At 65.5% G+C, this 13,887-nt stretch carries 13 protein-coding genes; 1 reads left to right on the top strand and 12 read right to left on the bottom strand.

Going from position 1 to position 13,887, the window contains the following annotated elements:
* Positions 1–418 precede the first annotated feature (418 nt).
* The 3 genes from rpsI to CHB77_RS17565 form a co-directional block, all read right to left on the bottom strand.
* Positions 419–907, bottom strand: a complete 489-nt coding sequence (rpsI, locus tag CHB77_RS17575) for a 30S ribosomal protein S9 (protein ID WP_089389430.1) — start codon at positions 905–907, stop codon at positions 419–421.
* 2 nt (positions 908–909) lie between these two features.
* A complete protein-coding gene (rplM, locus tag CHB77_RS17570) occupies positions 910–1,374 on the bottom strand; it encodes a 50S ribosomal protein L13 (RefSeq protein ID WP_089389429.1) in 465 nt (154 codons plus the stop codon).
* Positions 1,375–1,508: 134 nt separating this feature from the next.
* Complete coding sequence (locus tag CHB77_RS17565; protein WP_089389428.1) at positions 1,509–1,949, bottom strand: PaaI family thioesterase; 441 nt, start codon at positions 1,947–1,949, stop codon at positions 1,509–1,511.
* Between the two features lie 56 nt (positions 1,950–2,005).
* Here CHB77_RS17565 and CHB77_RS17560 point away from each other — a divergent pair, with 56 nt between their 5' ends.
* On the top strand, positions 2,006–2,791 hold the full coding sequence (locus CHB77_RS17560; RefSeq protein ID WP_089389427.1) for an enoyl-CoA hydratase: 786 nt from the start codon (positions 2,006–2,008) through the stop codon (positions 2,789–2,791).
* On the opposite strand, the gene murD is transcribed toward CHB77_RS17560, so the two are convergent.
* From murD to CHB77_RS17515, 9 genes are all read right to left on the bottom strand, one after another.
* Positions 2,792–4,186 carry a UDP-N-acetylmuramoyl-L-alanine--D-glutamate ligase gene (gene murD, locus CHB77_RS17555; protein ID WP_089389426.1) on the bottom strand — a complete coding sequence of 465 codons (1,395 nt, stop codon included), beginning with the start codon at positions 4,184–4,186 and terminating at the stop codon, positions 2,792–2,794.
* 74 nt (positions 4,187–4,260) lie between these two features.
* On the bottom strand, positions 4,261–5,343 hold the full coding sequence (gene mraY, locus CHB77_RS17550) for a phospho-N-acetylmuramoyl-pentapeptide-transferase (protein ID WP_089389425.1): 1,083 nt from the start codon (positions 5,341–5,343) through the stop codon (positions 4,261–4,263).
* Between the two features lie 2 nt (positions 5,344–5,345).
* Positions 5,346–6,728 (bottom strand): UDP-N-acetylmuramoyl-tripeptide--D-alanyl-D-alanine ligase, encoded by a 1,383-nt coding sequence (locus tag CHB77_RS17545; protein WP_089389424.1) that lies wholly within the window; start codon positions 6,726–6,728, stop codon positions 5,346–5,348.
* Positions 6,725–8,221 carry a UDP-N-acetylmuramoyl-L-alanyl-D-glutamate--2,6-diaminopimelate ligase gene (locus tag CHB77_RS17540; protein WP_089389423.1) on the bottom strand — a complete coding sequence of 499 codons (1,497 nt, stop codon included), beginning with the start codon at positions 8,219–8,221 and terminating at the stop codon, positions 6,725–6,727. Before CHB77_RS17540 ends, CHB77_RS17545 begins: the two co-directional genes overlap by 4 nt.
* Complete coding sequence (locus tag CHB77_RS17535) at positions 8,218–10,047, bottom strand: peptidoglycan D,D-transpeptidase FtsI family protein (protein WP_089389422.1); 1,830 nt, start codon at positions 10,045–10,047, stop codon at positions 8,218–8,220. The genes CHB77_RS17540 and CHB77_RS17535 overlap by 4 nt, the downstream gene beginning before the upstream one ends.
* The gene (gene ftsL / locus CHB77_RS17530; protein ID WP_089389421.1) at positions 10,044–10,406 is read right to left on the bottom strand and encodes a cell division protein FtsL; all 363 of its coding nucleotides are present in this window, start codon (positions 10,404–10,406) and stop codon (positions 10,044–10,046) included. The genes CHB77_RS17535 and ftsL overlap by 4 nt, the downstream gene beginning before the upstream one ends.
* Positions 10,406–11,371 (bottom strand): 16S rRNA (cytosine(1402)-N(4))-methyltransferase RsmH, encoded by a 966-nt coding sequence (gene rsmH, locus CHB77_RS17525; RefSeq protein ID WP_089389420.1) that lies wholly within the window; start codon positions 11,369–11,371, stop codon positions 10,406–10,408. Before rsmH ends, ftsL begins: the two co-directional genes overlap by 1 nt.
* 3 nt (positions 11,372–11,374) lie before the next feature.
* Positions 11,375–11,887 carry a division/cell wall cluster transcriptional repressor MraZ gene (locus CHB77_RS17520; RefSeq protein ID WP_089389419.1) on the bottom strand — a complete coding sequence of 171 codons (513 nt, stop codon included), beginning with the start codon at positions 11,885–11,887 and terminating at the stop codon, positions 11,375–11,377.
* A gap of 612 nt (positions 11,888–12,499) precedes the next feature.
* Entirely contained in the window at positions 12,500–13,591 is a 1,092-nt protein-coding gene (locus CHB77_RS17515) for an Mrp/NBP35 family ATP-binding protein (protein WP_089389418.1), read from the bottom strand.
* Between the last annotated feature and the right edge of the window lie 296 nt (positions 13,592–13,887).

The raw sequence follows: 13,887 nt of genomic DNA, 5'->3' as shown, positions 1-13,887 counted from the left end.
CCCAGAACCTCCGCGTCACCGCTTCCGTCCCAAACCAGCCAGCGTTCCCGCCTTCGGTGAAGCGGTATTTACGAAGAGAGGATGACAGGGGCAAGCACAAAAATCGCCCCCCTTGCGATAAATCCCATAATACTCTGGAATGAAATGATAAATTCATTCGGAAAAAAAGCGGTTTCCTTGGCTGTCGGCATGCCTTCAGCCCGGCGGGGACCGAATCCCTACCCAACAATACCTGATTCCAGCGCAGTTCAGGGCCGAAAATGCAGCCGCAACCCTGAAAAGACCGGATGCCTGCCTATTTGCCGGGCAGGATAATCCACGCTCGTGACAGTCGCGCGACGAATCGGTCGCCTTGGAAACGAAAAAGGCGCGACCCCTTTGGGAATCGCGCCTTTCAAAATTCGAGTCCGTCCGAAGATCAGCGCTTCGAGAACTGGAAGCTGCGGCGGGCCTTGGCCTTGCCGTACTTCTTGCGTTCTACGACACGAGAATCGCGGGTCAGGAAACCTGCCGCCTTCAGCGCGGCCCGCAGCGCGGGTTCGTGCAGTTGCAGCGCCTGGCTGATGCCGTGCTTGACCGCACCGGCCTGGCCCGACAGACCGCCACCCTTGACGGTGGCCTGCACGTCGTACTGATTGGCAACCCCTGCCACGTCGAACGGCTGGCGCAGGATCATCTGCAACACCGGACGGGCAAAGTATTCGGCGATATCCTTGCCGTTCACGACCACCTTGCCGGAACCGGGCTTGACCCAGACACGGGCAACGGCGTCCTTGCGCTTGCCCGTCGCATAGGAACGGCCCTGGCTGTCGCGTTGCGCTTCGCGGCGGACGGGGGCTTCGGCCACGGCGGCATTGCCCGGCACGACGGATTTCAGATCGTCGAGGCTCTTGATGTCTTCGGCCATAATCACGCGCTCCGGGTGTTCTTGGCGTTCAGGACTTTCACGTCCAGAACTTCGGGCTGCTGCGCCTCGTGCGGATGGTCCGCACCGGCATAGACGCGCAGATGGGTCATTTGCAGCTTGCCCAGCTTGTTGCGGCTTATCATGCGCTCGACCGCCTTGGTCACGACGCGTTCGGGGTGGGCGCCTTCCAGCACCTGGCGCGCGGTGCGGTGCTTGATGCCGCCCGGATGGCCGGTGTGCCAATAGTATTTCTTGTCATCGCGCTTGTTGCCGGTCATCTGCACCTTGTCGGCGTTGATGATGATGACATTGTCGCCCATGTCCATGTGCGGCGTGAACGTCGGCTTGTGCTTGCCGCGTAGGCGATTGGCGACGATCGTGGCAAGGCGGCCCAGAACGACGCCCTCGGCGTCGATCAGGATCCACTTCTTCTCGATTTCCGCCGGTTTCGCGGTATAGGTTTTCATCTGTCGTCCCTTCAGGGTCGCAAAAATTCCGAGATGGCGGTGTATCGGGGATCGGAGCCGATCCGTCAAGAACTCATAATTCAGTTATTATCAATGAAATCAATTATTTGTAAAATAGGTAATTAAATACCACATCATAGGCGGCTGTTTTCCGGCTGTTTTGGCGGAATCGAATAGGTCATCGAACAGCGTGCCACCGGCTCGGGCGCGCCGTCGGAAAAGATCATGGCCTCGGCCACCGCAAGGCTGCGGCCCAATTTCAAGACGCGGCATCGGGCCAGCAAATCCCGGCCGGCGGCAGGCTTGCGCATGAAATCGATCGTGGCATTGGTCGTCACCGCCAGCGCCACCGGCCCGATCCGCGACAGGATCGCGCAATAGATCGCAATGTCCGCCAAGGCGAAGATTGAAGGGCCGCCGACGGTCCCGCCGGGGCGGAGATGCGCGTCCGCCACACGCAGCCGCGCCGTCAAGACGTCGCCATTTATTGCCTCTACAACGTGATCGTCGGCAACCTGCGGGAAATCCCGCGCCAGAAAAGCGTTCAGCGCCTGCGCGTCCATCACGATATCCATGCTTTTCCCCCTGTCATTCACGCTCTAGGCTTTCGGCAAACGGCGGAGAGTTCAAGATGACGGACCTGATCCTGCGGCAGGACAACGATCATATCGCGCGGCTGGTGCTGAACAGCCCCGCCAATCACAACGCCCTGTCGAACGAGATGATCGCAGCCCTGACCGCCGCGTTCGAGGAGATCGCGGCGGACGAGGCCATTCGCGTGATCGTCCTGGCGGCGCAGGGGCGGGCGTTCTGCGCGGGCCACGATCTGCGGCAGATGCAGGCCATGCGGGACGGCCCGGATGGCGGGCGGGCGGCGTTCGCGGATCTGTTTGATCGCTGCGCGCGGATGATGCAGGTGATCCCCACCCTGCCCCAGCCCGTGATCGCCGAAGTCCAGGGCGTCGCCACCGCCGCCGGATGCCAGCTCGTCGCCTCTTGCGACATGGCGGTGGCCTCGGAATCGGCGCGGTTCGGTGTGAACGGGGTCAATATCGGCCTGTTCTGTTCGACACCGATGGTGGCGCTGACGCGCGCCATTCCGTCCAAGGCCGCGTTCGAGATGCTGACGACCGGAGATTTCATCGACGCTGCCCGTGCCCAGCAACTCGGCCTGATTAACCGCATCGCCACGCCCGGCACCTTGACCGACGCCACGATGGGGATGGCCGCCACCATCGCCGCCAAACTGCCCGCTGCGATCCGTCTGGGCAAGCACGCCTTTCATGACCAGTTGCGGCTTGGCCTGTCGGACGCCTATGCCACGTCGGGCGCGGCCATGTGCCGCAACATCCTGCTGCCCGACACAACCGAGGGCATGGCGGCCTTCCTGGAAAAGCGCCCCCCAACCTGGGCCTGATTAGCGCGCCAGGGCTTGCACCAATCGGACAAAGTGTTCGCCCCGCTTTTCGAAATTCGGATACTGGTCGAAACTGGCCGCGGCCGGTGCCAGCAGCACGGTCTCGCCGGGCTGGGCCTCGGACGCGGCGCGGGCGACGGCGGCGTCCATGGTTTCGGCGACCTCGTATGGGACCTGGCCGATCTCCAGCGCAAAATCGCGGGCGGAATGGCCGATCAGATAAGCCTTGGTCACACGGCCCAGATAAGGCGCCAAAGCGGCAATTCCGCCTTCCTTGCCCAGGCCCCCGGCGATCCAGCGGATCCGGTCGAAGGCTTGCAAGGCCTTGGCGGCCGCATCGACATTGGTGGCCTTGGAATCGTTGACGTAACGGACCCCGCCGATCTCGGCCACCGTCTGGCTGCGATGCGGCAGGCCCGCGAAGGTATGAAACGCGGCCTCGATGTCGCGCGGGGCGATGCCGACCGCGCGGCAGGCAGCGTAAGCCGCACAGGCATTCTGGTGGTTATGGGCGCCGGGCAGGCCCGTCACGGCGCGCAGGTCGATGGACGCCGCCTGCCTGCCCTTGCGGTATTCGGAAAGAAACCCCTTTCGCGCAAAGACCGACCAGGCCGTCCCATCCAGCTTCTGCCCCAAGGAGATGCGGATCACGCGGTCATCGGACGGTCCCATCGACAACTGGTCCGCCAGATACAGCCCTTCGATCTCATCAACGCCGATCACCGCGCGGTCCGGCCCGCCTTCTGCGAATAGCCTGCGTTTGGCCGCAAAATATCCGCCATGGCCACCGTGGCGGTCCAGATGATCGGGCGACAGGTTGGTGAATACCGCGACATCGGGCGTCAGCGCACGGGCCAGTTCCGTCTGATAGCTGGACAGTTCCAGCACCACGACCTCTCCGTCAATCGCTGGCTCCAGGGACAGAACGCCCGTGCCAATGTTGCCGCCCATCTGCGAGGGGCGTCCGGTTTCGGTCAGGATGTGATGGATCAGCGCCGTGGTGGTGGATTTGCCGTTCGATCCGGTGACGGCGATCACGCGAGGGGCGCGGTCGAAACCATCCCAATCGGCGGTCGCATAGCTGCGAAAGAACAGGCCGATATCGTTGTCCACCGGGATGCCCAGGGCATAGGCCTTGGCGATCACCGGATGGGGTTTCGGGTAAAGGTGCGGGATGCCGGGGCTGGCGATCAGGGCCGAAACGCCGGACCAGGCATCGTCGCGGGTCAGGTCGGCGATGGTCAGGCCGTCGGCAGTTTCGCGCGTGTCGTGGCCGTCATCCCAGGCGATGACGGTCGCACCGCCCGCCGACAGCGCAGCGGCGGTGGCCTTGCCGGAACGGCCGAGGCCGAGGACGGCGATGGTTTGGCCTTCGACGCCTTGAACCGGGATCATGGAATGCTCCTGATGTCGCAGCCGGGGGCTTCGCGCCCCCGGACCCCCACGGGATATTTAAGCCAAGACAAAGATCAGCGCAGCTTCAGCGTCGCCAAACCGATCAACGCCAGGATCAGCGCGATGATCCAGAACCGGATCACGATCTGCGCCTCGCCCCAGCCCTTCTTTTCGAAATGGTGGTGAATCGGGGCCATCAGGAAGACGCGGCGTCCAGTGCGCTTGAAATAGGCGACCTGGATGATGACCGACAGCGCCTCGACCACGAACAGGCCGCCGACGATGGCCAGCACGATCTCGTGCTTGGTCACGACCGCGATGGCGCCCAGCGCGCCGCCCAGGGCCAGCGATCCGGTGTCGCCCATGAAGACGGCGGCAGGGGGGGCGTTGTACCACAGGAACCCCAGGCCGCCGCCGATCAGGGCGGACACGAAGATCAGGATCTCTCCGGTGCCGGGGACGTGGTGGACGCCCAGATAGTCGGTGAAGTCCACCCGGCCCACGGTATAGGCGATGACGCCCAACGTTCCGGCGGCGATCATCACCGGCATGATCGCCAGCCCGTCCAGACCGTCGGTCAGGTTCACGGCATTGGCCGATCCCACGATGACCAGCATTCCAAAGGGGATGAACAGCAGCCACAGGTTGACCAGCACGTCCTTGAACACCGGCAGGGCCAGCCGGCCGGACAGGTCGGCGGGATGCAGCCACATCGCCCAGGCGGCGGCGATCAGCGCCAGGGCCAGACCCAGGGCCATGCGGACGCGGCCCGAAACGCCCTTGGTGTTCTGCTTGCTGACCTTGGCATAGTCGTCGGCGAAACCGATGGCGGCATAGCCCGCCGTGACCAGCAGCACGATCCAGACATAGCCGTTGTCCAGCCGCGCCCACAGAAGCGTCGAAAAGAACAGCGCCGACAGGATCAGGATTCCGCCCATCGTGGGCGTGCCCGCCTTGACGAAATGGCCCTCGGGGCCGTCGTCGCGGATCGGCTGGCCCTTTTTCTGGACGCGGCGCAGGTAATTGATAAGCGGCCATCCGAAGATGAAGCCGAAGATCAGCGCCGTGAAGAACGCGGCCCCGGCCCGGAACGTGATATAGCGGAACAGGTTGAAAAGGTCGCCCCCTTCGGACAGTCCGCTCAGCCAATAGAGCATCGTTATTCCTTTGTTTGGAATGCGGGCATTTGCGCCGATTTCCGCAAGGCGTCAACGACGGTCGAGATTTTCGAGGATTTGGACCCCTTGACCAGCACGATATCGCCGGGGGCGACAAGTTCATCCAGGCGCGCGGCCAGTTCGCCTGCCGTTTCGGCCCAAAGACCGCGCCTGGCAGACGGCAGCGCGTCGTGCAGGTGGCGCATCCGCGGCCCGGCGCTGTGGACCAGATCAACCTGCGCCATGGCGGGGTCGTCGGCCATGGCCCGGTGCATGGCGATTTCATCGGCGCCCAGTTCCAGCATGTCGCCCAGGATCGCCACGCGCCGCCCGCCTTGCAGCGCGGCCAGCGTCGCCAGCCCGGCCGACAGAGAGGTCGGGTTGGCGTTGTAGGCGTCATCGATCAGGCGGATGCCTGCCAGAACCTCGACCGCGCCGCGCCCTGCGGGGGGCATCCAGTCGCCCAGGCGTTTTCCGGCGTCCTTGACGTTGGCCCCGGCAGCGGCCAGGGCGGCCAGAACGCCGACCGCGTTCATCGCGAAATGCGTGCCGGTTGTTTGCAGGGTGAAATCAACGGTTTCGCCGCCGATCCTTGCGCGGCACATGATCGCGCCATCTTGGGCCTTGGCCTGGACCAGCCGTGCCGCGCCATCGCGGCCAAAGCCCATCACCAGGGCGCCCGAACCATCCGCGCAATCGCGCAGGATCTGCGTCACCGGCAAATCCTCGGGGATGATGGCATGGCCGACGGGTTCCAACCCTTCGAAGATCGACCCTTTTTCGCGGGCGATCCCCTCGATGGCGCCGAACGCTTCCAGATGCGCGGCGGCGACCGTGGTAATCATGGCCACATGCGGGCGGGCGATGCGCGACAGGGGCGCGATTTCGCCCGGATGGTTCATGCCGATCTCGACGATGGCAAAATCCGTGTCGCGCGGCATCCGCGCCAGCGTAAGCGGCACACCCCAATGGTTGTTGTAGCTGGCCTCGGCCGCATGGATGCGCCCCTGCCCCGTCAGCGCAACCCGCGCCATGTCCTTGGTCGAGGTCTTGCCGACCGATCCGGTGATGGCGATGACCTTGCCCGACATGCGCGCACGACCCGCACGGCCCAGGGATTCCAGGGCGGCCAGCACATCCGGCACAACCAGCAGCGGCGCATCGGACGCCACATCGTCCGGGACGCGGCTGACCAGGGCGGCCGAGGCCCCCTTGTCCAGCGCCTGCGCCACGAAGTCATGCCCGTCGCGAACATCCTTCAGGGCCACGAACAGATCGCCGGGCCGGATCGTGCGCGTGTCGATGGACACGCCCGTCGCGGACCAATCCCCCTGCGCCCGCCCGCCCGTCGCGGCGGCGGCATCGTTCGGGGTCCACAAACTCATATCCTGCCGTCCAGTGCCGCGACCGCGACGGATGCCTGTTCGGCATCGTCAAAAGGATAGACGTCGTTGCCGATGATCTGGCCGGTTTCATGGCCCTTGCCGCAGATCAGCAGCGCATCGCCCGGCAGCAGCGCATCGACGCCGCGCAGGATCGCCTCGGCCCGGTCGCCCACTTCGGTCGCATCGGGGCCTGCGGTCTCCATCACGGCGGCGCGGATGGCGGCAGGATCCTCGGTCCGCGGGTTGTCGTCGGTGACGATCACCACGTCGGCGAACCGGCGCGCGGCCTCTCCCATCAGGGGGCGCTTGCCCCGGTCGCGGTCGCCGCCCGCGCCGATCACGCAGACGATGCGGCCCATGACATGCGGGCGCAGCGATTGCAGGGCCGCGATCACGGCGCCGGGTTTGTGCGCGTAATCGACAAAGACCGTGGCGCCATTGTCGCGCCGCGCGACAAGCTGCATCCGGCCGCGCACGGTGTGCACTTCCGGCAAGGCGCGCAGCACGGCATCCGCCGGATCGCCCGCCGCCAGCACAAGCCCCATGGCCGCCAGCACGTTTTCCGCCTGAAACCCGCCAATCAGCGGCAGGCGGACCATGTGCGGCTGTCCCATCAGCGAAAACCGCAGATCCTGCCCGGTCGCGTCATACCGCTGTCCAAGGATCCGCAGCATGGCGTTGTCAGACGCGCCGACGGTCGTGACCGCCAGCCCGCGGTCGGTGGCGATGTCCAGCATCTGCCGTCCGCGTTCGCTGTCGACGTTGATGACCGCCGCCGCGCCGTCTTCCAGGATATGGTTGAACAACAGCGCCTTGGCCGCGAAATAGTCGTCAAAGCCCGCGTGATAGTCCAGATGATCCTGGCTGAAGTTCGTAAAGGCCCCGGCCTCGATGCGCACGCCGTCCAGGCGGCGCTGATCCAGGCCATGGCTCGACGCCTCCATCGCGGCATGGGTCACGCCGGACGCTGCCGCCTCGGACAGGATGCGGTGCAGGGTCAGGGGATCGGGCGTCGTGTGGGCCAGCGTGGCCTGATAGTCACCCTGCACGCCCATGGTGCCCAGGCTGATGGTCTTGTGACCCAGATGCTGCCAGATCTGGCGGGCAAAGCTGGCAACGCTGGTCTTGCCGGATGTTCCGGTGACCGCCACGACATGGTCTGGCTGGGCCTCGAACCACAGGGCGGCGGCCCCGGCCAGGGCAGCGCGCGGATCCACGGCCACGATGACGGCGCCCCCCCACCCCGACAAGGCATCCGCCGCCATTTCGGCGCCCGCGCGGTCGGTCAGGACGGCGCCTGCCTCCATCCGCAGGGCATAAGGGATGAATTTGGCGCCATGCGCGGCCGACCCCGGCAGCGCGGCGAACAGATGGCCGGGCTTGACGGTCCGGCTGTCCAGCGACAGCCCGGTGATCTGCGGGTCGCGCCCGTCCCTTGCCCGCAGCCCAAGCTGCGCCAGCGTCTTTTCGCCCTGCACCGTCTCACCCGTCATTGATTTGCGACGACCATTAGCTCATCGCCCGGCTGCGATTCAACACGCGGCTGAAACCGCGGCGCGATGACCGGCAGCTTTTCGTCCGTCACGGGTTCAAGCCCCACCAGCGGCGCCAGGCGGCGGATGATGGCGGAAGCGACCGGCGCGGCGGTTGCGCCCGCCGTGCGGCTTTCCCCGCCCGGCCCCGTGACGGACGGTTCGTCCAGCGTCACGATCATGACGTATTTCGGCGCGCTGGCCGGAAAGACCGACGCAAAGGTCGAAACCACCTTGTTATCGAAATACCCGCCCGAGGGGCGCGGCTTGTCGGCGGTGCCGGTCTTGCCCGCGACCTCGTATCCTTCGACTTCTGCCTGTTTGGCGGTGCCGCGCGTGACCACCTGACGGAGCATCTCCACGGCGCGATCGGCGGCGCGGGCTGACAGAACCTGCTCGCCCTCGGGCCGGGTGCGGCCGTGTATCAGCGTCGGTGTCACCTTGCGGCCATCGTTGGCGATGGTGGCATAGGCGGCGGCCAGGTGCAGGGGACTGGCGGCAAGACCGTGGCCGAACGACACGGTCGCGGCGGTCACGGCGGGCCAGCGGCTGGGAACCAGCGGCCTGCCGGTCGGCGCCTCGACCATCTCGATGGGCAGGGGTTCAAAAAACCCCAGCTTTTGCAGGAACTCCTTTTGCCGGTCCACGCCGATCATCTGCGCGATCCTGACCGTGCCCACGTTCGAGGATTTGACGATCACGTCCGTCGCCGACAGCTGCGCGCCATAGTTGGAAAAGTCGTTGATCCGGTATTTGCCGATCCGCATCGGCGTCGTGGTGTTGATGCCGCTGTTGGGATTGATGATCTGCAAGTCCAGAGCCTGCGCCACCGGAAAGATCTTGAAGGTCGATCCCAGCTCGTACTGTCCCTGGACGGCGCGGTTGAACAGCGGGCTGTCGGACGAATCGCCCTTCAGCAGCGGACGGGGGCGTTCGTTCGGATCGAAATCGGGCAGGCTGGCCATGGCCAGGATTTCGCCCGACTGGATTTCCATCAGGATGCCTGTCGCGCCCTTCGCGCTCATCACATCCATGCTCGATGCCAGCACCTGCTCCATCGCCGACTGGACGGACAGGTCGATGGACAACTGCAAGGGCGCACCCGCGTTGGCCGGATCGCGCAACCAGCCGTCGAAGGCCTTTTCGACGCCCGCGATGCCCAGAACCTCGGCGCTGTTCACGCCTTCGTTGCCGAAACCCGATCCCCCCAGGATGTGGCTGGCAATGCGGCCGTTGGGATACACGCGCATCTCGCGCGGGCCGAACAGCAGGCCGGGCTCGCCAAGGTCATGGACGGCCTGCATCTGTTCGGGCGACATCTTGCGCTTGATCCACATGAACTTGCGGCTGCCGGTGAAATCGCGGGTCAGCTGCGTTGCGTCCAGGTCGGGAAAGATGCGCGCCAGTCCGTTGGCCGCGCCGACCGGATCGACCATCTGCTGAGGGTGGGCATACAGAGAATAGGTCAGCAGGTTCGTAGCCAGGACGCGGCCGCTGCGGTCCGTGATGTCGGCGCGCTGCGACACGATCTGGGCGGACATGACCGCGCTTTGCGGTTCGGTCGGATCGGCCGAGGCAAGCGTGCCCATGCGCACGCCCACGACGCCAAAGCCCAGCATGAACAGGCTGGCCATCAGCGCCAGCCGCCCTTCGGCCCGGCGCCGGGCCTTGTCCTGGGCCGCCTCGTGCCGCTTGCGCAGGTTTTCGGCCTCGATGTCGTCGGGGTTGTCGCCCCGCTCTCGGGCGCGGAGGATGCGGGCCAGGGGGCGCAAGGGGGTGCGAATCATGGGCGGTCACTCCTGCGGGCGGCGGCGCCGTCGGGTTCGGCGTCGGGGGATTCGGGTTCGGGCGGCGCGGGCGGCCGGGCATAATCGATGTTGCCCAGGCCCATGACCTGACCGGCTTCGCGTGGAATCAGTTGCAGCCGGTCGAAATTCAGATCGACCAGTTCGCGCAGCCGGTCAGGGCGGTTGAGATAAGCCCATTCGGCGCGCAGCACGCCCAGATCCTCGCGCAGACCGGCGGTTTCACGCTGGATCTGGCTCATTTCTCCGATGACGGCCTGGGTGCGATAGTTTTCGCGATAGGCCCAGAAGGCCAGGGCCATGACCAGCAGCGCACAGGCCAGATAGGTAAAGGGACGCATCACCTGTCCCCTTTGGGCAAGCGCGGCATCGCCAGGGCATCCGCGTCGACGGCCCCCGCAGGGGCATCGGTTCGAACGGCAACGCGCAACAAGGCGGACCGGGCGCGGGGGTTTGACGATTCCTCGTCCGGGTCGGGACCGATGGCGCGGCGAAAGGGCATCGTGAAGGTCGCCGGCGCGCTGTCCTGAACCGGCGCGTAACGGCTGCCGCCGCCCGCGCTGTTCGACCGCGCCTGCATGAACCGCTTGACGATCCGATCCTCCAGCGAATGAAAGCTGACCACGGCCAGCCTGCCGCCGGGCCTCAGCGCGCGTTCGGCGGCGGTCAGGCCATCGACAAGCTGCCGGAATTCGTCGTTCACCCAGATTCGGATCGCCTGAAAGCTGCGGGTGGCCGGATGGCTCTGGCCCGGCTTGGGGCGCGGCAGGCAGCCCGACACGACCTCGGCCAGTTCGGCCGTGCGGGTCAGCGGGCGGGCGGCCACGATGGCGCGGGCGATGCGGCGGGCCCCGCGCTCCTCTCCGTAATGATAAAGGACGTCGGCGATGACCGATTCGTCCGCAGCGTTCAGCATGTCGGCGGCCGAGGGGCCGTCCTGGCCCATCCGCATGTCCAGCGGTCCATCGCGCAGAAAGGAAAAACCCCGGTCGGCCAGATCCAGCTGCATGGAACTGACGCCCAGATCCAGCACCACGCCGTCCAGGGGTTCGCCCGCCAGCGAATCCAGATCGGAAAACGTCCCCTGCACCAGCCGCAGGCGGTCGCCGAATTCCCCGGCCCACGGCGCGGCCATGGCAAAGACCAGCGGATCGCGGTCCACGCCAATCACCCGGTCCGCCCCCGCCGCCAGCAGCCCGCGCGCATAACCGCCCGCCCCGAAGGTGCCGTCCAGCCAGGTGCCGGACACGGGGGCGACCGCGCGAAGCAGCGGCTGCAACAGAACGGGGACATGCTCTCCGGCCATGGCCTAGCCCTCGTCAACCGGGTCGAGGAAGGATCGCGGATCGAATTCCGGGCCGTGCTGGGCGGTGAAATCCTCCAGCGCGGCGACATCCTTGGGCCGGGTATCGGGGTGATAGACCTGGATGTAATCGCCGCGCGATTCGAAGACGGTTTCCGCGCCCTCGGTAAAGCCCAGCTTTTCACGCAGCTTCTGCGGCAGGACCAGCCGCCCTTCCCTGTCGATTTCCAGATCGGTGGACTGGCCGTTCATCAGCATTTCCAGCCAGCGGCGCTGCGGGCTGCCGCGCGTCAGCTTGTCGATCTGCTCGTCGATCTCCTCGATGGCATCGATCGTGTAAAGCTCGATCCAGTTCCACCAGTCGGGGCCATAAACCGCCACCAGTTGCGTGCGGCCCGTGTTTGCCGTGGAAAACCCCGGATCGCCCGCATCGAATACCCGACGCAGCCGGGCGGGGACCGACATGCGCCCCTTGCCATCGACCTTGACGGATTCAGTGCCTCGGAATTTCCGCGCCACCCTTGGCTTGCCTCACTGCCTGTTCTTTCGGTCGCCCGAAAGAGAAAGGGCGGATCGGGCTGCTGCCACTGCCCGATCCGCCGCCCTCGTTCCCACGTCCTTGGCCCCTTTTCGGGGTCTCGTCCTTTCACGCGCCACCTGGGGGAGGTGCTGCCCGCGCGTGAAGACGCTTTTTTGGAAAACGGATGCCTGTATGAAAGCCTGCTCGCCTGCGGGGTCTTGGTCGCCCCTTTACTGCCCGTCTTCGTGATCTGGTTGTGACATGGGAATTCATGGGAAGCAACGGTATTCTTCGCCAAAGCGGGAAACCAAAACGCGAACGGCGGATTGTCGCGGGGTCGCAGGGTGCCTCTTAGGTCTTCAAATCCATGCTATCCATTGTAGAAAATCCCTGGCGCCACACTGTATCTGGGACAATTGATATTTGCTGCACGGCTTGACGCGGCCTCGTGCACAGCGGGGCGCAGACCCACCTGTTGCCACTTATCCACAGAAATCTCGGAATCAAATGACGCGGGTTTGCGTCACCCATGGGATGACGATAAGACATCCTGTTCGCGTCCAGGTTGCAGAACTTCCGCATTCCCATCCATTCCCGGCATGCTGCGGCGATCAGGCGATTCCGCCTTGGATCAGCCGATCGGCCAGACGGCCATAGGCCTGCGCGGCGGCCCCATTCCCCAACGCGATCGGCCGACCCGAATCGCCCGCCAGCCGCACGTCCAGTTCCAGCGGAAGCTCTCCCAGGAAGGGCAGGCCCTGTTGCGCCGATTCGGCGGCGACGCCCCCATGGCCGAACAGATGCGCCTCGTGGCCGCAGTTCGGACAGACATAGGTGGACATGTTCTCGACCAAGCCCAGGACGGGGGTCTTCAGCTTGTTGAACATGTCGATGGCGCGGCGCGCGTCCAGCAGCGCCACGTCCTGCGGCGTGGACACGATGATCGCCCCCGTGACCGCCGCCTTCTGGCACAGGCTCAGCTGCACGTCGCCGGTGCCGGGGGGCAGGTCGATCAGCAGCACGTCCAGTCCCCCCCAGTTCACCTGCCCCAGCATCTGCTGCATGGCGCCCATCAGCATGGGTCCGCGCCAGACGACCGCCTCGCCTTCCTTCAGCATCAGGCCAATCGACATGACGGTCACGCCATGCGCGTGGAGCGGTTCGATGCGCTGGCCGTCGGGACTGGCGGGACGGCCCGACACCCCCATCATGCGCGGCTGCGACGGCCCGTATATGTCGGCGTCCAGCAGCCCGACCCGCCGCCCGGCCCGCGCCAGGGCCACCGCCAGGTTCGAGGTCACGGTGGACTTGCCCACGCCGCCCTTGCCCGAACCGATGGCGATGATGTTGCTGACACCGGGAATTGCCTGCGGTCCGGCCTGCGCGGTCGGATGCCGCCCGATCTGCAACGAGGGCGCGGCACCCGAACTGCGCACCGGCTGCGGGGCCTGCCGACCCGCCGGGGCGGTCATGACGATCTGCACCTTGGACACACCGGGCATCGCCTCCAACCGCCGCCGCGCCTCGGCCTCGACCGGGGCAAGGGCACGGGCGGCATCGGCGTCCGCAACCTCCAGCACGAATCTGATGGTGTCGCGATCCACCGAAAACGCGCGGATCAGATCGGCGTTTTCCAGGGTTTGCCCGTCCGGCAAAGTGAGATTCTGGATTTCCCTAAGGGCAGCTTCGCGGTTGATCGACATGTCACAGCCTGTTGTTCTGGTTGGATGGAACATGGTCCCTGGGGCGTCGGTCATCAACCCGCTGCCGCAATCCGCGACATTCTCTGGGATCAAGGGCGGATCACGCCCATTATTGCAGCGCGGCGTGAACGCTAACGCCTTTAAAGTGTCATCCTTTTGTCAGGTTTCGTTAAGGAATTGCCCCTTGTTGACGCGTAAGTCATGCGGTTGCTGCATGGCAGCAATCCGCAAGGATCCGTTGTGCAGGCGCAGCATAGGGGCCATCTTGGGCTTATCCGAATGCGCCGGGCCATCCG

It is taken from the genome of Paracoccus sediminis, from assembly GCF_900188295.1.
GTDB classification, from domain to species: Bacteria; Pseudomonadota; Alphaproteobacteria; order Rhodobacterales; family Rhodobacteraceae; genus Paracoccus; species Paracoccus sediminis.
Note: the sequence above shows the minus strand (reverse complement) of the source record. Positions and strands in the feature narration are given on the sequence as shown.